This window comes from Pseudomonas sp. CFII64, assembly GCF_000416235.1.
In the GTDB taxonomy this organism is placed as follows: Bacteria; Pseudomonadota; Gammaproteobacteria; order Pseudomonadales; family Pseudomonadaceae; genus Aquipseudomonas.
Genome location: NZ_ATLO01000013.1, coordinates 1 through 20,012, shown reverse-complemented (window position 1 = coordinate 20,012; position 20,012 = coordinate 1). Strand labels below are relative to the sequence as shown.

The 20,012-nt window shown below is 59.4% G+C and carries 19 protein-coding genes, 3 tRNA genes and 1 pseudogene; 4 read left to right on the top strand and 19 right to left on the bottom strand.

What is annotated here, in order from left to right:
• Positions 1-253, bottom strand: a pseudogene (locus CFII64_RS08360) (electron transfer flavoprotein subunit beta/FixA family protein); the annotation flags it as partial.
• Between CFII64_RS08360 and CFII64_RS30130 the strand changes: the two are divergent.
• Positions 252-461, top strand: a complete 210-nt coding sequence (locus CFII64_RS30130; RefSeq protein WP_154232534.1) for a hypothetical protein — start codon at positions 252-254, stop codon at positions 459-461. The pseudogene CFII64_RS08360 and the gene CFII64_RS30130 sit on opposite strands and share 2 nt — an antisense overlap.
• 310 nt (positions 462-771) lie before the next feature.
• Positions 772-2,427, top strand: coding sequence for an electron transfer flavoprotein-ubiquinone oxidoreductase (locus tag CFII64_RS08355; protein ID WP_020290353.1), 1,656 nt, complete (start codon positions 772-774; stop codon positions 2,425-2,427).
• An 82-nt stretch (positions 2,428-2,509) separates the two neighbouring features.
• On the opposite strand, the gene CFII64_RS08350 is transcribed toward CFII64_RS08355, so the two are convergent.
• Positions 2,510-3,415 (bottom strand): AraC family transcriptional regulator, encoded by a 906-nt coding sequence (locus CFII64_RS08350; protein ID WP_020290352.1) that lies wholly within the window; start codon positions 3,413-3,415, stop codon positions 2,510-2,512.
• A 182-nt stretch (positions 3,416-3,597) separates the two neighbouring features.
• Between CFII64_RS08350 and CFII64_RS08345 the strand changes: the two genes are divergently transcribed.
• Positions 3,598-4,650 carry an NAD(P)-dependent alcohol dehydrogenase gene (locus CFII64_RS08345; protein ID WP_020290351.1) on the top strand — a complete coding sequence of 351 codons (1,053 nt, stop codon included), beginning with the start codon at positions 3,598-3,600 and terminating at the stop codon, positions 4,648-4,650.
• 122 nt (positions 4,651-4,772) lie between these two features.
• Here the strand turns inward: CFII64_RS08345 and CFII64_RS08340 are convergent, their stop codons facing one another.
• From CFII64_RS08340 to leuC, 10 genes are all read right to left on the bottom strand, one after another.
• On the bottom strand, positions 4,773-5,585 hold the full coding sequence (locus CFII64_RS08340; protein WP_020290350.1) for an IclR family transcriptional regulator: 813 nt from the start codon (positions 5,583-5,585) through the stop codon (positions 4,773-4,775).
• A 65-nt stretch (positions 5,586-5,650) separates the two neighbouring features.
• Positions 5,651-6,961, bottom strand: coding sequence for an MFS transporter (locus CFII64_RS08335; RefSeq protein ID WP_020290349.1), 1,311 nt, complete (start codon positions 6,959-6,961; stop codon positions 5,651-5,653).
• Between the two features lie 156 nt (positions 6,962-7,117).
• A complete protein-coding gene (dgoD, locus tag CFII64_RS08330) occupies positions 7,118-8,266 on the bottom strand; it encodes a galactonate dehydratase (protein WP_020290348.1) in 1,149 nt (382 codons plus the stop codon).
• Positions 8,267-8,330: 64 nt separating this feature from the next.
• Positions 8,331-8,963: a 2-dehydro-3-deoxy-6-phosphogalactonate aldolase gene (locus CFII64_RS08325; RefSeq protein WP_020290347.1), complete on the bottom strand. Its 633-nt coding sequence runs from the start codon at positions 8,961-8,963 to the stop codon at positions 8,331-8,333.
• A 1-nt stretch (position 8,964) separates the two neighbouring features.
• Complete coding sequence (locus CFII64_RS08320) at positions 8,965-9,957, bottom strand: 2-dehydro-3-deoxygalactonokinase (protein ID WP_020290346.1); 993 nt, start codon at positions 9,955-9,957, stop codon at positions 8,965-8,967.
• A gap of 321 nt (positions 9,958-10,278) precedes the next feature.
• On the bottom strand, positions 10,279-11,391 hold the full coding sequence (gene asd, locus CFII64_RS08315; RefSeq protein ID WP_020290345.1) for an aspartate-semialdehyde dehydrogenase: 1,113 nt from the start codon (positions 11,389-11,391) through the stop codon (positions 10,279-10,281).
• 68 nt (positions 11,392-11,459) lie between these two features.
• Positions 11,460-12,542 carry a 3-isopropylmalate dehydrogenase gene (leuB, locus tag CFII64_RS08310; RefSeq protein ID WP_020290344.1) on the bottom strand — a complete coding sequence of 361 codons (1,083 nt, stop codon included), beginning with the start codon at positions 12,540-12,542 and terminating at the stop codon, positions 11,460-11,462.
• Positions 12,543-12,593: 51 nt separating this feature from the next.
• Positions 12,594-13,358 carry a class I SAM-dependent methyltransferase gene (locus CFII64_RS08305; RefSeq protein WP_020290343.1) on the bottom strand — a complete coding sequence of 255 codons (765 nt, stop codon included), beginning with the start codon at positions 13,356-13,358 and terminating at the stop codon, positions 12,594-12,596.
• A gap of 47 nt (positions 13,359-13,405) precedes the next feature.
• Positions 13,406-14,047, bottom strand: coding sequence for a 3-isopropylmalate dehydratase small subunit (leuD, locus tag CFII64_RS08300; RefSeq protein ID WP_020290342.1), 642 nt, complete (start codon positions 14,045-14,047; stop codon positions 13,406-13,408).
• A gap of 10 nt (positions 14,048-14,057) precedes the next feature.
• Positions 14,058-15,482, bottom strand: coding sequence for a 3-isopropylmalate dehydratase large subunit (gene leuC / locus CFII64_RS08295; protein ID WP_020290341.1), 1,425 nt, complete (start codon positions 15,480-15,482; stop codon positions 14,058-14,060).
• Between the two features lie 142 nt (positions 15,483-15,624).
• On the opposite strand from leuC, the gene CFII64_RS08290 reads away from it, so the two are divergent.
• The gene (locus CFII64_RS08290) at positions 15,625-16,503 is read left to right on the top strand and encodes a LysR family transcriptional regulator (protein ID WP_020290340.1); all 879 of its coding nucleotides are present in this window, start codon (positions 15,625-15,627) and stop codon (positions 16,501-16,503) included.
• A gap of 52 nt (positions 16,504-16,555) precedes the next feature.
• Here the strand turns inward: CFII64_RS08290 and CFII64_RS08285 are convergent, their stop codons facing one another.
• The 7 genes from CFII64_RS08285 to CFII64_RS08255 form a co-directional block, all read right to left on the bottom strand.
• Positions 16,556-17,023 carry an Hsp20 family protein gene (locus tag CFII64_RS08285; RefSeq protein ID WP_020290339.1) on the bottom strand — a complete coding sequence of 156 codons (468 nt, stop codon included), beginning with the start codon at positions 17,021-17,023 and terminating at the stop codon, positions 16,556-16,558.
• 110 nt (positions 17,024-17,133) lie between these two features.
• Positions 17,134-18,093 (bottom strand): tRNA-dihydrouridine synthase, encoded by a 960-nt coding sequence (locus CFII64_RS08280; RefSeq protein ID WP_020290338.1) that lies wholly within the window; start codon positions 18,091-18,093, stop codon positions 17,134-17,136.
• Positions 18,094-18,122: 29 nt separating this feature from the next.
• Complete coding sequence (locus CFII64_RS08275) at positions 18,123-18,572, bottom strand: thioesterase family protein (protein ID WP_020290337.1); 450 nt, start codon at positions 18,570-18,572, stop codon at positions 18,123-18,125.
• A gap of 82 nt (positions 18,573-18,654) precedes the next feature.
• Positions 18,655-19,194: a TetR/AcrR family transcriptional regulator gene (locus tag CFII64_RS08270; RefSeq protein WP_020290336.1), complete on the bottom strand. Its 540-nt coding sequence runs from the start codon at positions 19,192-19,194 to the stop codon at positions 18,655-18,657.
• 192 nt (positions 19,195-19,386) lie between these two features.
• Positions 19,387-19,462: transfer RNA gene (locus CFII64_RS08265), tRNA-Glu, on the bottom strand.
• A 76-nt stretch (positions 19,463-19,538) separates the two neighbouring features.
• Positions 19,539-19,614: transfer RNA gene (locus CFII64_RS08260), tRNA-Ala, on the bottom strand.
• 211 nt (positions 19,615-19,825) lie between these two features.
• Positions 19,826-19,901 (bottom strand) — tRNA-Glu (locus CFII64_RS08255).
• Positions 19,902-20,012: the final 111 nt, after the last annotated feature.

Below are 20,012 nucleotides of genomic sequence, written 5' to 3'. Positions count from 1 at the left end.
GGATGGCGCGATCGGCACCCAGTGCCAATGCCGTACGCAGTTGCTCCTGAGCAGTGGTCGGGCCGATGGAAACGACGATGATCTCGGTCGCGATGCCTTTTTCTTTCAGGCGTACCGCTTCTTCCACTGCGATTTCGCAGAAAGGGTTCATCGACATTTTGACGTTCGCGAGATCGACGCCGGAGTTGTCCGCTTTGACGCGAACCTTGACGTTGTAGTCGACCACTCGTTTGACAGCTACAAGAACCTTCATGGATTCCTCGTTTCTCTCCGGTGAAAAGAAAGTCGCCAGGGCAGACCTGGGACTGGCAGCAAAAGCATTGTCGAATACGCTGAAATCCAGCGCTATTCGTAAAGACCGAAGGGTGGGTTCACAAACCAAAACCACCAAAATCTGGGATAAACGCCCCGGGCCGTACATCTGGCGCAGACGGGTGTGTAAACTGCGCACCGCGCAATGACGGAACGTTTCGGGCTTGTCGCGCTTTAAAGCGCGAAACAAGTCGAGGATTCGTCCACGGCACGTGCAAACCGCCCGTATCTTGACCGCAACGTGATTTCTGGTCAATACGACAAAACTGCCAGTGATGAGCCGCGCGACCATGATTTATCTGGGCTGTGGATAATTCAAACAAACGTTTGTATTGGACCTGTCGGGTGGTGTAGATATAATGCGCCGCATTTGAAGGCGAGCAGGCAGTGAATGCCCCCGCACGTCGGTTTGTACGCTGCATATAAAAAAATACTGATGCCCTGAGTAGGAGATAGCCTGTGGAACGCGAATTTATGGAATTCGACGTAGTCATCGTCGGCGCCGGCCCGGCCGGGCTTTCTGCCGCGTGCCGCCTGAAGCAGAAGGCCGCCGAAGCCGGTCAGGAAATCAGCGTCTGCGTGGTCGAGAAAGGCTCCGAAGTGGGCGCACACATTTTGTCTGGCGCGGTGTTCGAACCCCGCGCCCTGAACGAACTGTTCCCGGACTGGAAAGAGCTCGGCGCGCCGCTCAATACCCCGGTCAGCCGCGATGACATCTATGTCCTGCGCAGCGCCGAAAATTCGGTCAAAGTCCCGGACTTCTTCGTGCCCAAGACCATGCACAACGATGGCAACTACATCATCTCCCTGGGCAATCTGTGCCGCTGGCTGGCCCAGCAGGCTGAAAACCTCGGCGTGGAAATCTATCCGGGCTTCGCGGCCCAGGAAGCACTGTTCGACGAGAACGGCGTAGTACGCGGGATCATTACCGGTGATCTGGGCGTGGACCGTGAAGGCCATCCGAAAGAAGGCGTCTTTACCCCCGGCATGGAACTGCGCGGCAAGTACACGCTGTTCGCCGAAGGTTGCCGTGGCCATATCGGCAAGCAACTGATCAAGCGTTTCAACCTCGACACCGAAGCTGATGCCCAGCATTACGGCATCGGCCTGAAGGAGATCTGGGAAGTCGACCCGGCCAGACACGAGCCAGGCCTGGTGGTGCATACCGCCGGCTGGCCGCTCGATGACGACAACATGGGCGGTTCCTTCCTTTATCACCTGGAAAACAATCAGGTGGTCGTCGGCTTGATCATCGATCTTTCCTACAGCAATCCGTATCTGTCGCCGTTCGACGAGTTCCAGCGCTACAAGCATCACCCGGTGATCAAGCAGTATCTGGAAGGCGGCAAGCGCATCAGCTACGGCGCACGTGCGATCTGCAAAGGTGGCCTGAATTCCCTGCCGAAAATGGTTTTCCCCGGCGGTGCGCTGATTGGCTGCGACCTGGGCACCCTGAACTTCGCCAAGATCAAAGGCAGCCACACCGCCATGAAGTCCGGCATGCTCGCTGCTGACTCGGTGGCCGAGGCATTGTTGGCTGGCAAGGAAGGTGGCGACGAGCTGCACACGTACGTGGAATCGTTCAAAAGCAGCTGGCTCTACGAAGAGCTGTTCGCCAGCCGCAACTTCGGCCCGGCGCTGCATAAATACGGCGCGATCATGGGCGGTGCGTTCAACTTCCTCGATCAGAACTTCTTCGGCGGCAAGCTGCCGTTTACCCTGCACGACACCAAGCCGGACTACGCCTGCATGAAGCTCGCGGCCGATTCGAAGAAGATCGACTACCCGAAACCCGACGGCAAGCTCAGTTTCGACAAGCTCAGCTCGGTGTTCATCTCCGGCACCAACCACGAAGAAGAACAGCCTTGCCACTTGAAACTGACCGACCCGAGCATCCCCATCGGCACCAACCTGCCGTTGTACGACGAACCGGCCCAGCGTTACTGCCCGGCTGGCGTGTATGAAGTGGTGACCAAGGAAGACGGCGAGAAGCGTTTCCAGATCAACGCCCAGAACTGCGTGCACTGCAAGACCTGCGACATCAAGGATCCTTCCCAGAACATCACCTGGGTAGCACCTGAAGGCAGCGGCGGCCCGACTTATCCGAATATGTAGGGTGAATCAGCTTCGAGCTGCAAGCTGAAAGCTTCCAGATAAAAGAAGAAGCCCCTTCGGGGGCTTTTTTTGTGCGCGCTGTTCAGGCAGGAATTCTCAGACTGATGCCCTCTTCGCCTGGGCTGCGATTGAAATACCGTTTGTATTCGCGACTGAACTGCGAGGTGCTCTGATAGCCCACGCGGTGCGCAACCTGCGCGACACCCAGGCCTTCGGCGACCAGCATCTGTTGCGCCTTGAGCAAACGCAGGCGCTTCAGATACTGCACCGGCGAGAGCAAGGTGCTGCGCTTGAAATACTCATGAAACGTCGAGGCGCTCATGTTCGCCTGGCGGGCGAGGATGTCGACATTCAGCGGCTGGTCATAGTGACTGTGCAGATAGGCCAGGGAAGCGGCGACCCGGGCGAAATGACTTTGTTGGGCCACCAGCGCCCGTAGCACACCGGCCTGCGGCCCACGCAGCGCCGCATACAGAACCTCGCGCAGCCGCGACTGGCCCATCACCTGACACTCAAGGGGATCGTGCAGGCAGCGCAGCAGGCGCTCCACACTCTCGCGCATCGGCGCATCCAGCACGGCTGAAGTCATGGACTCCGGCGTCTGGGCCTCGACGATCAGATCCGGCGTCACGCCCATGGCCTGCACCAGCTCACCGAGCATCACCCGATCAATCGCCACCGACACGCCGAACAACGGCGCTTGCGGCGTTGCGAAGGTCTCGCACATGAAGGGCACGGAAAGGGCCTGCACCAGATAATGACCTGCGCCATAGTCCAGCGTGCGTGAACCCAGGCTGGCCAGTTTGCCGCCCTGGGCGATGATCATCAGGCTCGGCTCGTAGATTTGCGGGCTGCTGGCCACATAGCTGTGCATTGACACCACGTGCACCTCCGGCAGCAGCGTCGACACAAAACCAGGGCGCGTCGCCAAGGGTTTGATCAGGGCGACAAGGGCGGCATTGGCATCGGAATGATGGGCTAACGACATGAGACACCGGGCAGAGGATTAGACACCTGCATCATCGCAGATCTCTATTGCATGCAGGTTGGAGGCAGACGAGTTCCGGAGGATTAGGCATGAATTGCGCAGGAATGACCATGGCCGGTACGGCTGTACGCCCGGACAATGTTCGACATCTTTACCCGTCACCATTTTTGTGAGGTTCAACCATGATCAAAGCCATCGGCTATGCCGCCCAATCGGCCACCGCCCCGCTCGCCCCCATGAATTTCGAACGTCGCAGTCCTCGGCCGGATGACGTGGCCATCGAAATTCTGTTCTGCGGCGTCTGCCACTCCGATATTCACCAGGCGCGCGACGAATGGGGCTTTGCGGCCTACCCGTTGATGCCCGGCCATGAAATCGTCGGTAAAGTCACAGCCATCGGCGCTGATGTCAGCAAATACAAAGTCGGCCAGCTGGTCGGCGTTGGCTGTATGGTGGATTCGTGCCGCAGCTGCGATGCCTGCAAAGCCAACCTTGAAAACTACTGTCAGAACGGCATGACTCCGACGTATGCCGGTTACGACCGCATCGACGGCACGCTGACCATGGGCGGCTATTCCAACAGCATCGTGGTCAGCGACCGGTTTGTCGTGAGCATCCCGGAAAAACTCGACCCGGCAGCGGCCGCGCCGATTCTCTGCGCGGGCATCACTACTTATTCGCCACTCAAGCACTACGGCGTCAAAGCCGGTGACAAGGTGGGCGTGCTTGGCATGGGCGGCCTCGGTCACATGGGTATCAAGTTCGCCAAGGCCATGGGCGCTGAAGTGACGTTGTTCACGCGCTCGGCCAGCAAGGCTGAGGAAGGTCGTCGTCAAGGCGCTGATCATGTGATCATTTCCACCGACGATGAGCAGATGAAGGCAGCCGCCGGGCACTTCGACTTCCTGCTGGACACCATTCCGGTGCAGCACGACCTGAACCCGTACCTGGAAACCCTGCGCTTTGACGGTGTGCATATCCTGGTCGGCCTGATCGAGCCGATCAATCCGCCAGTGCACGCAGTCAATCTGGTCATGAGCCGCCGGGTGCTTGCAGGTTCGATGATTGGCGGCATGGCGGAGACCCAGGAAGTACTGGATTTCTGCGCCGAACATGACATTACCTGCGACATCGAAATGCTGGATATCCAGAACATCAACGAGGCGTTCGAGCGGGTTGTCAAAGGTGACGTGAAGTATCGCTTCGTGATTGATATGGCGACGTTGAAGGGCTAAAGCGCTTCTGTAGGGCCGAATTCATTCGGGAGTGGATTGTTCAGCCGATAGAGCGTCATTGTCTCTACCAGAGCCCTCCCGAATAAATTCGGTCCTACAGTTCCCCTCAGCCGTAGAACACGCTACCCACCAAGCTCGGCAGACAGCCGCGCGGCAGTCTGCTTGATCAGCGGAACCAGTTCGGCCATTTTTTCCAGCGGCATGTAAGGCACGGTGCTCGCAATACTGATGCCGGCAATGATCTGCTTGCTGGCGTCGCGAATCGGCGCCGCCACACAGCGGATCGACGGCTCGTTGTCTTCCAGGTCGAAGGCATAACCGCCTTGCACGTACTCGCGCATGCGCCGACGCAACTCCTCCCACGACTGCTCCTGATGCGCCGGCCAGAGTGGATTCTTGCCACCCACCGGCAGGCTGACGTCATACAGGCGCTGCCATTCGGATTCGGCACTGTCGAGCAATAAAGCCTTGCCGATGCCGGTGCGGAACAACGGCATGCGGTGACCGACCCGCGAGCGCATTTCCGGACCGTTGCGCCCCGGATTCTTGTGCAGGTACAAAACCTCGTCATCATCGCGAACCGCCAGATGCACGGTGTCGCCAGTCAACTCGGATAGTTCATCCAGATACGGTCGCGCCAGCATGGCCAGCGGCACTTCTTCGCGCGCCTGAAACCCCAGTTCGATGAGCTTGGGGCCAAGCAGATAGCCAACCTGTGGCAGCACCCGCAGATAACGTTCCTCCACCAGGCAACTCGCCAGGCGATGGGTTGTGCTGCGCGTGGTGCCGATCTGCCGGGCGATTTCTTTGAGATCACGTGCGCCGCCGGCCACCGCCTGGATAACGCCCAGGCCGCGCAGCAGGGTTTGCGTACCGGTGGGCGCCGAATCCTTGGTGGCGATGCTGGTTGCAGGGTCATCGGAAACTGGCTGCATATCAGGCCTTATAAGATCAGGAAGCTGGCGGCATTATCGTCGCCAGCCCTTGTGCATGCCAGTGATCAAATTTCGATCCGCTCAACCTTGCCGACCAGCAGGATGTAGGACAACGCCCCGATCAGTGCCAAAACAGAGATATAGGTGATGGCCGGCGCGAAGGAATCCCCGGAAACCAGGAAGCCGATCACGATCGGTGTGGCGATGGCAGACAGGTTGCCGATGAAGTTGAAGGTGCCGCCAGTCAACCCCAACAACCGCGCTGGAGCCAGGGTCGACACCAGCGACCAGGTGATCGAAGCCAACCCGTTGCCGAAGAACGCCAATGCCAGGAACGCAATCACCAGCGGCGTGGAGTCAACGAAGTTGGCACCGATGATCGAGGTGGAAATCAGCAGCCCGGCAATGATTGGCAGCTTGCGCGCAAAGCCAACGGTGTGACCACGGCGAATCAGCCAGTCGGAGAAGAAGCCGGAACACAGCACACCGACGAACGCAGCGAGAAACGGCAGCGAGGCCAGCAGTCCGGACTTGATGAAGTCCATGCCACGGTATTTCACCAGGTAAGTCGGGAACCAGGTGAGGAAGAACCACAGCGTCGAGTTCAGGCAGAACTGCCCCAGATAAATACCCCACAACTTACGCTTGGTGAGCACGATGCCCAGGTCCAGCCAGCTGAAGCCGCGCTTGTTGTTCTCGGTATCGGCCTGAATATCCACCAGCCCGCCACCTTCGCGAATCAGCTGGATTTCCGCTTCGTTAACGCCTTTGAAGTCGCGCGGCTCGCGATAGACCATGTACCAGATCGCCGCCCAGATCACGCCGACGGCACCGGTGCTGACAAAGACCATGTGCCAGCCGTAAGTTGCCTGCAACCAGGCCAGTACCGGAGTCAGGAACGCCAGGCCGACAAACTGCCCGGACGTATAAAAGCCAATCGCTGTGGCGCGCTCGCGCTCGGGGAACCAGGTGGTGACCACGCGGCTGTTGATTGGATAAGCCGGCGCTTCCAGCGCGCCGACCGCCATGCGCAGCACGAACAGCGCGATGAAGCTGGCGGCGAAGCCCAGCATGATGGTGGCAATGGACCAGAGCAGCAGCGCAGCGGTGTAGAGGATGCGCGGCGGAACCCGGTCGACCAGCCAGCCACCGGGCAATTGCATGGCCGCGTAGGTCCAGCCGAACGCCGAGAAGATCAGCCCGACGTGAATCGGATCGATGCCCAGCTCGCTGGTCAGTGCTGGCGCGGCAATCGACAGGTTGCTGCGGTCCAGATAGTTGATCACCACGGTGATGAACAGCAGCACCATGATGAAGTAGCGTTTACGGGTTGGCGTCACTAAAGCCGCCGCGCCCTCAAGGATTCGGGTTTGCATGCGAGTGCCTCTTTTTATGTTTATTGAGGTCGTGAGTACTCGTAGGACCGGCTTTAGCCGGGAGGACGCCGCAACATGCGCTGCATCTGCTACGTCAGAAATGCCGCTCTCCCGGCTAAAGCCAGTCCTACGTGATTGCCGCTGGACGCATGTCCATTACCACTCCGCAAAACTGCCGTCGGCATGGCGCCAGATCGGGTTGCGCCAGCGGTGGCCGATGGCGGCGCGTTCCTTGACGTATTCCTCGTTGATCTCGATGCCCAGGCCCGGACCGTTGGGGATCTTCACCATGCCTTTGTCGTAGTCGAACACCTCTGGATTCTTGATGTAATCCAGCAGGTCGTTGCTCTCGTTGTAGTGAATGCCCAGGCTTTGTTCCTGAATGAACGCGTTGTAGCAGACCGCGTCCAGTTGCAGGCACGCCGCCAGGGCAATCGGACCCAGCGGGCAATGCAGCGCCAGCGCCACGTCGTAGGCTTCGGCCATATTGGCGATCTTGCGGGTTTCGGTGATGCCGCCGGCATGGGATGCATCAGGCTGAATGATGTCCACGTAGCCTTCGCTCAACACACGCTTGAAGTCCCAGCGCGAGAACAGTCGCTCGCCCAAGGCAATCGGCGTGCTGGTCAGCGGTGCCAGCTCCTTGAGCGCCTCGTAGTTTTCGCTGAGCACCGGCTCTTCGATGAACATCAGCTTGTACGGGTCCAGCTCTTTCATCAGCACCTTGGCCATTGGCTTGTGCACCCGGCCATGGAAGTCCACACCGATACCGACGTTAGGCCCGACGGCATCGCGCACCGCAGCGACGTTGGCCAGGGCCAGGTCAACCTTGTCGAACGTGTCGAGGAATTGCAGCTCTTCGGTGCCGTTCATCTTCACTGCCGTGAAGCCGCGCTCCACCGCTTCTTTCGCAGCACGGGCGGTATCGGCGGGACGATCGCCACCGATCCACGAATAGACACGAATCTTGTCCCTTACCTGACCGCCCAGCAGATCGCTGACCGACACCCCCAGATGCTTGCCCTTGATGTCCCACAGCGCCTGATCGATGCCGGCCAGGGCGCTCATGTGTACCGCGCCGCCTCGATAGAAGCCGCCGCGATACAGCACGGTCCAGATGTCTTCGATGTTGCGCGGATCCTTGCCGATCAAATAATCGGAAAGCTCCTCGACAGCCGCCGCTACGGTATGCGCGCGGCCTTCAACCACGGGCTCGCCCCAACCGGTAATGCCCTGGTCGGTTTCGATTTTCAGGAAACACCAGCGTGGCGGAACGATAAAAGTCGTGAGTTTGGTGATTTTCATGGGTGCGATTTCTCTTGTTTGAAGTGGGCGTCTAGTGCGCCGATCAGTTCAACGGTCGATCAGTTCAATTAGCCGTGGCAGTCAATTGCGTCCAGGCGGCGACATAAGCCTTGGCCCGCTCGGCGACGTCTTCGGCGCTCATGCCGGGTTTGAACAGCCCCGAACCCAGACCGAAGCCTTTGACGCCGGCATCAAGGAAGACTTTCATGTTGTCAGGGCTGATGCCGCCGACCGGGAGGAGCACGGTGCCAGCCGGTAGAACCGCGAGCCAGGCCTTGACCACCGCCGGGCTCATTTGCTCGGCCGGGAACAGCTTGAGCACGTCAGCGCCTTCGGCCAGCGCGGCAAACGCTTCGGTCGGCGTGGCCACGCCCGGCGACAGGAACAGCCCGGCAGCCTTGGCGGCACGCAGGACCTTGGCATCGCTGTGCGGCATGACGATCACCTGACCGCCCGCCTCTTTCACCAGCTCGACTTGCTCAGGCGTCAACACCGTGCCCGCGCCAATCAGGCAATCGGCGGGCAGGCTTTGGCGCAACAGGCGGATGCTGTCGTAGGGCTGCGGAGAATTGAGGGGTACTTCGATAACGCGAAAACCGGCCTGATACAACACATCGCCAATGGCGGGCGCCTCTTCGGGACGCAGACCACGAAGGATAGCGATCAAACCGTTCTGGACCAGCGCTTGCTTGAGCATTTCAAACCTCTGCTTGAGTGGATGCGAGCAAGCCGGCCTTGACCGCCACTTGCCATAAACCGCGCTCGGTAGCTTGTTCGGCCACCGTCACGTGAAGAAATCCGCAAGCCGTCAGGGCGCGGCCATAACGCAGGCACAGTTGCTCGCCGCCAATCAGGATCACGGCGGGGAGTACCTCATGAAGGTTGCGCTGCAAACCGGCCAGGGTCGCCAGCTCATGACCGATCAGCAGGCCGGACAGATAATCAGGCTGCGCCGCCGGGGTCAGCTGGCCGGTCAGGCCGAGCGTGCGGCAGCTGAAGATGGTCGACAACGGCCCTGCTGCGCCGTCAGCGGACAACGCAACGGACACCCCTCGATCGAACGCGACCTCGTCAAAGGCATCGCTGCGCTGCATGGTGCGGCCGAGAATGGTGTGAGCGCTCAGCGCGGCGAAGACCTCGCCGGTCATGAAGGTGTCGAAGTGGACAATGCAGCCGTCAGCCGCCTGCACCCATTTCGAATGGCTGCCGGGCAAGCCGATCAGCAAGGGTTTGCAAGTCTCCGCTTCGGGCAGCGCCGCGAGGACGCCGAGGACCTGGGTTTCTTCGCCACGCATGACATTGGGCAAGGTCGAGCGCTGCAAGACACCGGGGATAATGTGGAGGGTAACGCCACGCTGACTGCGCACGCTTTGCAGCGCCGAGCTGAGACCGGCAACGCTGGCGGGCGTCTCGCGATACGCCGCTTCGCGCCAACCTTGCGCACTGCCGACCATGCCACAGGCGATAACCGGTAGATCGGGCTGCGCGTCAAGCCAGTCACCACAGGCTTCATCCAGCGCCAGTTCAAAACCATCGCTGCACATCACGCCAGCAATCAGCCGCGGTGTGCCGGGCAGTTGCATGATGCCCGCGCTCAGTGAGCGCTGTTCCAGAACCCGGCCGTGTTCGCCGAGTCGATAAGCACGAAGTGAGGTTGTCCCCCAATCGAGCGCGATCAATTGCGCCTGCATCGCTTCACCTATTATTTTTTGAGCAGTGAGTGCGCAGCGACTATAAGCTGATCGAGCGGTAAATCTCAATATGTAATTTCACGTCCCATATTTAGGGATTGCTAAGCGGTAGCGAGGCTTGCTGTAGAACCGGCTTTAGCCGGGAGGGCAATTGGCGTTCTCTCGCGACTAAAGTCGCTCCTACGGTCGCTCTCACGGTCGCTCCTACGGTCGATTCGCGGGCTAGCCTCGCTCCAACGGGGGGGGTGCCGCTGTCTCAGTGACGCAAAAAAAAAACCGCCTCGAAAGGCGGCTTTTCACATCAAGACTGCAAGCAGCGGATCAACGCTCCAGCAGAATTCGCAGCATGCGACGCAACGGCTCGGCAGCGCCCCACAACAGCTGGTCGCCAACGGTGAATGCGCCGAGGTATTGCGAACCCATGTTCAGCTTGCGCAGACGACCCACCGGAATGCTCATGGTGCCGGTCACGGCCGTCGGGCTGAGTTCCTGGATGCTGGCTTCACGATGGTTCGGCACCAGCTTGACCCAAGGGTTGTGCTGGCTGATCAGACCTTCGATGTCAGCGATTGGCACGTCTTTGTTCAGCTTGATGGTCAGTGCCTGGCTGTGGCAGCGCATGGAACCGATCCGCACGCAGATGCCATCGACCGGAATCGGGCTCTTGAAGCGACCCAGAATCTTGTTGGTCTCGGCCTGGCCTTTCCATTCTTCGCGACTCTGGCCGTTCGGCAATTCCTTGTCGATCCACGGGATCAGGCTGCCAGCCAATGGCACGCCGAAATTTTCCGTCGGGAAGGCATCGCTGCGCATGGCTGCAGCAACCTTGCGGTCGATATCCAGAATCGCGCTGGCAGGGTTGGCCAACTCGTCAGCGACTGCAGCGTGGGTAGCACCCATCTGCTTGATCAGCTCACGCATGTTCTGCGCGCCGGCACCGGAAGCCGCCTGATACGTCATGGCGTTCATCCATTCCACCAGACCGGCTTCGAACAGCCCGCCCAGGCCCATCAGCATCAGGCTGACCGTGCAGTTGCCGCCGATGTAATTCCTGGTGCCCGCGTCGAGCTGCTGATCAATGACCTTGCGGTTCACCGGATCGAGCACGATCACGGCATCGTCCTGCATGCGCAGGCTGGATGCGGCGTCGATCCAGTAACCCTGCCAACCGGCCTCGCGCAGTTTCGGGAACACCTCATTGGTGTAGTCGCCGCCCTGGCAGGTCAGAATCACGTCAAGGGTTTTCAGCTCATCGATGCTGTAGGCATCCTTGAGCGGCGCAACGTCCTTGCCCACGGCAGGGCCTTGGCCACCGACGTTGGAGGTGGTGAAGAATACCGGCTCGATCAGATCAAAATCCTGCTCTTCCAGCATCCGCTGCATGAGCACGGAACCGACCATGCCACGCCAACCGATCAGACCTACACGTTTCATCGCAACTACACCTTTACAAAAAGTGGGCCGCTGCGTTCGATGTCGAACGTCGCAGCGGGCCCGAGATATTACAGATTGCGCAGCGCGGCGACTACCGCATCGCCCATTTCCTGCGTACCGACTTTGGCATTGCCTGCCGACCAGATGTCACCGGTGCGCAGGCCTTGATCCAGCACCAGGCTCACGGCCTTCTCGATGGCATCGGCGGCAACGGTCTGGTTGAAGCTGTAACGCAGCATCATCGAGACCGACAGGATAGTCGCCAACGGGTTGGCAATGCCTTGTCCGGCGATGTCCGGCGCAGAACCGTGACACGGCTCGTACATGCCTTTGTTGTCGGCATCCAGCGAAGCGGACGGCAGCATGCCGATGGAGCCGGTGAGCATCGAGGCTTCGTCGGACAGAATGTCGCCGAACAGGTTATCGGTGACGATCACGTCGAATTGCTTCGGCGCGCGCACCAGCTGCATGGCGGCATTGTCGACGTACATGTGGCTCAGCTCGACGTCAGGATAATCCTTGGCCACCTGTTCAACCACTTCGCGCCACAGCTGGCTGGAGGCAAGCACGTTGGCCTTGTCCACCGAGCACAGCTTCTTGCCGCGCACGCGCGCCATGTCGAAGCCGACGCGGGCGATGCGGCGGATTTCGCTTTCGCTGTACGGCAGCGTGTCGTAAGCCTGACGCTCGCCGTTCTCCAGCACGCGAGTGCCGCGTGGCGCGCCGAAGTAGATGCCGCCGGTCAATTCGCGAACGATCAGGATATCCAGACCGGCAACGATCTCGGCCTTCAGGCTCGACGCATCGGCCAGTTGCGGATAAAGGATGGCTGGACGCAGGTTGCCGAACAGGCCCAGCTGCGCACGAATCTTCAGCAGGCCGCGCTCAGGACGGATGTCCCGCTCGATGGTGTCCCATTTCGGGCCGCCTACTGCGCCAAGCAATACGGCATCGGCAGCGCGGGCGCGATCCAGGGTTTCGTCGGCCAACGGCACGCCATGCTTGTCGATGGCCGCACCACCGATCACGTCGTGGCTGAGTTCGAAGCCCAGTTGATACTTCTCATTGGCGAGTTCCAGCACCTTGACCGCTTCGGTCATGATTTCCGGACCAATGCCATCACCTGGGAGAATCAGAATCTGCTTGCTCATAACATCCTCAAATTTTTATTGCGGCGCTGTGCATCAGCGCCGCTCTGAAAACTAGCGTTCGGCCCACAAAACCAGCACATCGGTACTGAATGAACCGTCGGCGGCAATCTCGTAATAGTCGCGAACTTCGGCGCCCATGGCCTGCTGCAACTCGCGAATCGCCACGCGCAGGGCTTGCGGCGTGCGCATGCGCTCAACCCACGAACTGTATTCCAGGTGCAGACGCTGACGGCTGTGGCTGCGAGTGAACAGGCCGGCTTCACTGACCTGACGCAACCACTCACCCGCCGAGTAATCGCGCACGTGACTGGTGTCGCGCAGCACTTCGACGGTCTGCAAGTACGTATCCAGCAGTGGGCTGCCTGGCGACATGACATCAATAAACGCGGCCACACCGCCCGGTTTAAGTACCCGACGCACTTCCCGCAAGGCCAGGCCAAGATCGCTCCAGTGATGCGCCGAATAACGGCTGAACACGAAATCGAACTCAGCGTCCGCGAAGGGCAAACGCTCCGCTGCGCCGCACACGGTGCTGATATTGCCCAGCCCGCGATCCTGCGCGGCAGCGGCGACCACATCGAGCATTTGCTGCGAAAGGTCATACGCTACCACTTCACCAACCGCCAGGGCGACATGAAAGCTCACGTGGCCAGCGCCGCAACCCAAGTCCAGCACCCGCGCATCGCTGTGCCCCGCCACTTGCGCCTGCAGTAGCGCAAACTCAGTGCCTTGAGCGTGCACGGCACTGCTCAGATAAGCCGCGGCCTGTTCACCGAATTGACGTTGTACGACTTGCGTGTGGGCGGTGCTGGTCATTGGCTGCTTCCCAAGAAAAATCTGGATATTCCCCGTTGGAGCTTTAATCAGCCGCGAAACAACCACGGCTGACTGGCGCGGTGCTTACTCTCGAAGGTGGCGATTGCCTCGCCGTCCTTGAGCGTCAGGCCGATGTCGTCCAGGCCTTCGAGCAGGCAGTGCTTGCGGAACGCATCGATCTCGAAGCTCAAGACCTTGCCATCCGGGCGGGTCACGGTTTGCGTGGCCAGATCGACATTGAGCTGATAGCCAGGCGTGGCTTCCACCTGCTGGAACAGCTCATCCACATCGGCTTCGTCGAGAATGATCGGCAACAGGCCGTTCTTGAAGCTGTTATTGAAGAAAATATCGGCAAAGCTCGGCGCGATGATCGCGCAGAAGCCATATTCTTCGAGAGCCCAGGGTGCGTGCTCGCGACTGGAGCCGCAGCCGAAGTTTTCCCGGGCCAGCAATACGCTGGCGCCTTGATAACGCGCGTCGTTGAGCACGAAATCCGGATTCAGCGGACGCTTGGAGTTGTCCTGATAGGGTTGCCCGATATCCAGGTAGCGCCATTCATCGAACAGGTTCGGGCCAAAACCCGTGCGCTTGATCGACTTCAAGAACTGCTTGGGAATGATCTGGTCGGTGTCGACGTTGGCACGATCCAGAGGAGCGACAAGGCCGGTGTGCTGTGTAAAAGCTTTCATGCTGCGCTCCTTAGTGCTGAATCAAATCACGGACGTCGACGAAACGACCATTCACGGCGGCTGCGGCGGCCATCGCCGGGCTGACCAGGTGCGTGCGGCCACCGGCGCCTTGACGACCTTCGAAGTTGCGGTTCGACGTGGAAGCGCAGTGTTCGCCGCTTTCCAGGCGATCCGGGTTCATCGCCAGGCACATCGAGCAGCCCGGTTCACGCCATTCGAAACCGGCCTCGATGAAAATCTTGTCCAGACCTTCCTTCTCGGCTTGCGCCTTGACCAGACCCGAACCCGGCACAACGATCGCCTGCTTGATGGTCGAAGCGACTTTGCGGCCTTTGGCGATATCCGCCGCTGCGCGCAAGTCTTCGATCCGCGAATTGGTGCAGGAACCGATAAATACCCGATCCAGCTGGATATCGGTGATCGCCTGATTGGCCTTGAGGCCCATGTATTTCAAGGCACGCTCGATGGAGTCGCGCTTGACCAGATCCGCTTCCTTGGCCGGGTCCGGAACATTCTGATCCACGGCAAGGACCATTTCCGGGGACGTGCCCCAGCTGACTTGCGGCTTGATCTGCGTCGCGTCGAGCGTTACCACGGTGTCGAAATGCGCATCGGCGTCGGAAACCAGGTCTTTCCAGGCTTCAACCGCCATGTCCCATTGCTCGCCTTTGGGTGCGAAAGGACGACCCTTGACGTAGGCAACGGTCTTTTCATCGGTAGCCACAAGGCCGACACGCGCACCGGCTTCGATGGACATGTTGCAGATGGTCATGCGCCCTTCCACCGACAGATCGCGGATCGCGCTGCCGGCGAATTCAATGGCGTGGCCATTGCCGCCAGCGGTGCCGATCTTGCCGATCACCGCCAGCACGATGTCTTTGGCGGTCACGCCGAACGGCAGCTTGCCCTCGACAGACACCAGCATGTTTTTCATTTTCTTGGCGACCAGACACTGGGTGGCGAGCACGTGCTCAACCTCGGAAGTGCCAATGCCATGGGCCAGCGCGCCAAACGCGCCGTGGGTCGACGTGTGCGAGTCGCCACAGACCACGGTCATGCCCGGCAAGGTTGCGCCCTGCTCCGGACCGATCACGTGAACGATGCCCTGACGCACGTCATTCATCTTGAATTCGGTGATGCCATATTCATCGCAGTTGTCGTCCAGAGTCTGAACCTGCAGGCGGGAAACCTGATCGGCAATGGCTTCGATACCGCCTTTGCGCTCAGGTGTCGTCGGTACGTTGTGATCCGGGGTCGCGATGTTGGCATCGATCCGCCATGGCTTGCGCCCGGCCAGCCGCAAACCTTCGAACGCTTGTGGCGAAGTCACTTCGTGGATGATGTGGCGGTCGATATAAATCAGCGACGACCCATCGTCCCGTCGTTTGACTTCGTGGGCTTCCCAGAGCTTGTCGTACAACGTTTTCCCAGCCATGAATGGTTCCTCATCAGCGTATTTCTATGCTTTGGGCAATCGACTCGATGACCCTTTAGCTTGTGCGGACATGCTATGGAATATGCTTAAATAACTCAAATTCATATTTTTTATGCTTTGGATAACCAATTGGAATCTGACAATGGATCTGGCCAACCTGAATGCATTTATCGCCATTGCTGAAACCGGCAGTTTCTCCGGTGCAGGCGAACGTCTGCACTTGACCCAGCCGGCGATCAGCAAGCGTATTGCCGGTCTGGAGCAGCAGCTCAATGTGCGGTTGTTTGATCGACTGGGCCGCGAAGTGAGCCTCACCGAAGCCGGCCGGGCTCTGTTGCCGAGGGCTTACCAGATACTTGATGTGCTGGAAGATACCCGCCGCGCGCTGACCAATCTGACCGGCGAAGTCACTGGACGCCTGACGCTCGCCACCAGCCACCACATTGGCCTGCATCGGCTTCCGCCTCTATTAAGGGAATTCACCCGCCTTTACCCACTGGTGGCGCTGGATATTCAGTTTCTCGATTCGGAAGTGGCCTACGAAGAAATTCTCCACGGACGCGCCGAGCTGGCGGTGATTACCCTGGCACCCGAGCCCCATCACCTGATCAAGGCCGTGCCGGTCTGGGAAGACCCGCTGGACTTTGTTGCCGCGCCGGAGCACCCATTGGCCAACAGCGGCCCGATGACCCTGGAAAACATTGTTCGCTACCCGGCGGTATTCCCCGGCAACAACACCTTTACCCATCACATCGTCAGCGGCCTTTGCGAAGCACAGGGCCTCAAACCCGATATCGCCATGAGCACCAACTATCTGGAGACCATCAAAATGATGGTATCCATCGGCCTCGCCTGGAGCGTGCTGCCGCGCACCATGCTCGACGAACAAGTGGCACGCATTCCCCTGCCCGGCATCCAGCTCACCCGACATCTGGGCTACATCCTGCATACCGAACGCACCCTTTCAAATGCGGCGCGGGCGTTTATGGGGTTGTTGGATGGGCAGGCTTCAGACTCGTAAACCTGAAAAAAGGAAAGGCGCCCGAAGGCGCCTTTCCCGACTGCACTAACAATCAACTACCTTCTCTCTCCAAGACCTGCTGCCCGTTGATAGGGATGCGTTTGGCCTTGGCTTCTTCAGGAATCTGCCGCAGCAGGTCGATGGTCAGCAGGCCGTTGGCAAGCCCCGCATTGCGAACCTCGATGTGGTCGGCGAGACGGAAGGACAGTTTAAACGCACGCTCTGCGATGCCTTGATGCAGATAAGTCACGTTGTCCTTTTCCTGATTCTGCGCACCGTTGTCGCGCTTGCCGCCGGCAACGGTCAGCACGCCTTTCTCAACCTGCAAGTCGAGCTCCTGCTCCTGGAAGCCGGCCACCGCAATGACGATGCGGTATTTGTCTTCGGCCAGTTTTTCGACGTTGTAAGGTGGATAGCCGCTGGCGCTGTCGTTACGGGCTGCCGATTCAAACAGATCGTTGAAACGATCGAAGCCCACGGAACTGCGGAACAGTGGTGCCAAAGAAAATGCAGTAGTCATGATCATTCTCCTGTTATCAGCGAGTGGTAATCCGCGACCCGAATCCGGCATCGCGTAATCCCCAAGCTAGGGGCGGCCATTCGCTTTTCAAGAGGTTATTTTCAGATTGTTTATGACCGTTCGTCGGCAGTAACCCCAAGCATCAAACCGATGCGTTGGCAGTCGGTTTCCCGGCGCAACGCGTCGAATAGCGTGGTCGCTTCGGGATAGCTTTTGGTCAGCAGCGCCAGCCATTGCTTGAGGCGGCCGGGTGCCTGGATCAAGGTCATTTTCTTCACGCACTGCTGCCAGAATACCCGCAGCATCGGTTGCAGTTCGGCCCAGGTCATGGGAATCACGTCTTCGCCCGCCTGGGCGGCAGCGATTTGTCGGGCCAGATCCGGACGTGCCACCAGTCCGCGGCCGATCATGATGTCCCTGGCGCCGCAGATTTCCCGGCAGCGGCGCCAGTCGTCCACGGTCCAGATTTCGCCGTTGGCGACCACCGGGACCTTGACCACTTCCTGAATGCGCGCGATCCACTCCCAGTGCGCAGGCGGCTTGTAGCCATCGACCTTGGTGCGCGCATGCACCACGATTTGCTCCGCCCCACCGTCGGCCAGCGCCCGCGCGCAATCCAGCGCGAGGTCGGTACTGTCAAAGCCCAGACGCATCTTCGCCGTTACCGGGATATGTTTGGGCACACCTCGGCGCACGTGTTCGAGGATGGTGTGGAGTAGCTCGGGCTCTTTGAGCAGCACCGCGCCGCCTCGGGAGCGATTCACGGTCTTGGCCGGGCAACCGAAGTTGAGGTCCAGCACCGGAGCGCCCAGCTCGCAGGCGAAAGCGGCGTTTTCCGCCAGGCAGACTGGATCAGAGCCCAGCAACTGCAGGCGCAGCGGCGTGCCGGCCTCGGTCTTCGCGCCGGTATGAAACTCGGAGGCGTATTTGTAGAAATAGTGGGCCGGCATCAAACGCTCGGAGACCCGGATGAATTCAGTCACGCACCAGTCGATGCCGCCGACTTTCGTCAGAGCATCGCGCAGGATGTCGTCGACCAACCCCTCCATGGGCGCCAGAGCAATTTGCATGGGTCACACTCGAAAAAAAGTCCGGCAGTTTACGGCGCAACGACCGGATTGGAAACCATCGCCGGGCCGTAACCCTCAATGAATTCTGCAGGCATGCGCTTGGGCTTGCCGCTGGACAGCTCGATGCAGACAAAGGTGGTCTGGGCGCGCAGCAACGTCAGGCCGTCGCTGGGGCGGCGTAGCTGAAAGCACCGGGTCATTTTCAGGCGACGATCCCAGTCGATGATCCAGGTCGCCAATTGCAGCTCATCGTCTTCATAGGCGCTGGCCAGGTAGTCGATTTCATGGCGGACCACGGCCATGGCGCGATCCAGGCGCCGGTACTCCGTGAGGTCCAGCCCCAGTTGCTGCGAGTGACGCCAGGCGCAACGTTCAAGCCAGGTGACGTAGACCGCGTTGTTGGCATGACCCAACCCGTCGATATCGTCGGCCGCCACATTAAGGTCGATGACAAACGGTGTCGCTCTATCCCAGACCATGCTCACTCCCTTCAGGCTGCTATCGATGAGGTTCTCAAGCGAGCCAGTGTAACCAAAGTCCGGGGAGTTTCGCGTCAGGCCATCAGATCACCGCGGACTTGGCCGCCCGCAGGACCCGATCCGACAACTCGCCGTCGCCCAGTGCCCGTGCCAATGTCAGGCCACCAACCATTAGCGCCACATCTGCCAGCACTTTGTCAGCGTCTTCAGGGCTTGAAGACAGTTGCGCCACCATCATTTCCAGGTGTTCAGCCAGAACCTCCTGAAAACTCTCAGGCAGGCGCGACATCTCCCCTACGGTTGATGGCAGCGGGCAGGCATAGTCGCTGCCATCCCGATGTTTGCGGGACAGGTAAAACGCCGCAAGCAACGCTCGGCGCTCGGGCCCCGGGAGTTGATCATCGATCTGCGCCACCGAGGCTTGGCGTTGTTTGAGCAGATGGCGGAACGCTTCGAGCATCAACGCTTCTTTGCTATCGAAATGCGCGTAGAAACCGCCGACAGTCAGCCCCGCCGCACCCATTATCTCGTTGACGCTGGGCTGATCGGGACCACGACAGACAAGCGCCGCGCTGGCCGCATCAAGGATGCGCTCACGAGTCTTGGTTTTTTTATCGTTCATATCGATCTCCAGGATTACGCAGGTAATATTATCCCCATAATCCCGAAGAGCAAGCGCAATGATGCCTCGCCGGTTAAACGGCTGAAGCTTTCGGTGCAAGGAAGGAGTAACCAGACGAGGGGAAAAGCAGCACAAAAACAAAAGGGCCATTCAATAATCGAATGACCCTTGGTCTCGCAGAGCGAGAAATCGTGGCGTCCCCTAGGGGACTCGAACCCCTGTTACCGCCGTGAAAGGGCGGTGTCCTAGGCCACTAGACGAAGGGGACACAAAACCTTCTGCATGTGATCAAGCGGACCTGATCGATTCAAGGTCAGTGTGGCCGAACCTTGAACCTTACAAATTGGTGGAGCTTAGCGGGATCGAACCGCTGACCTCCTGCATGCCATGCAGGCGCTCTCCCAGCTGAGCTAAAGCCCCGGATTTATCGCCTCTCGGCTCACATGACCTTCCAGTCATGCAGTTTAATATCCCCATAATCCCGAAGAGCAAGCGCAATGATGCCTCGCCGGTTAAACGGCTGAAGCTTTCGGTGCAAGGAAGGAGTAACCAGACGAGGGGAAAAGCAGCACAAAAACAAAAGGGCCATTCAATAATCGAATGACCCTTGGTCTCGCAGAGCGAGAAATCGTGGCGTCCCCTAGGGGACTCGAACCCCTGTTACCGCCGTGAAAGGGCGGTGTCCTAGGCCACTAGACGAAGGGGACAAAACCTTCAGTAGATAGCCGGAGCTGGAACCGGCAATCTTACCTTGCTTCAAGGCAGTGAAGCTGCGCCTTGAAACTCTAAATTGGTGGAGCTTAGCGGGATCGAACCGC